Below are 223 nucleotides of genomic sequence, written 5' to 3'. Positions count from 1 at the left end.
TTAAAATCCATCTGCCAGAGCTGGTTAGGCGCACTGTGTTCATAGCGGCCGGTAGCCGGGATGCCGGGAGGAACACCGGGCAGCAGACCGTGACGGGCCATCAGCTTATGAACGGTACTGAAGGCGGGCAACTGATGCCCGTGGTCTTCAAGCCAGCCCTTAATCTTGCGGGCACCCCAGCGTGGATGTGTGGCATGTGCCATCCGCAGCAGGTCGGTAATGC

The 223-nt window shown here is 60.1% G+C and carries 1 pseudogene; it reads right to left on the bottom strand.

Annotated features, from left to right (window positions below):
- Positions 1-223 (bottom strand): annotated as a pseudogene (locus tag WFN87_RS24255) (IS481 family transposase); the annotation flags it as partial.

It is taken from the genome of Cedecea sp. AS113 (assembly GCF_037152415.1).
Classification (GTDB): Bacteria; Pseudomonadota; Gammaproteobacteria; order Enterobacterales; family Enterobacteriaceae; genus Cedecea.
The sequence above is the reverse complement of the archived record's forward strand: the minus strand, read 5'-3'. Positions and strand labels throughout refer to the sequence as shown.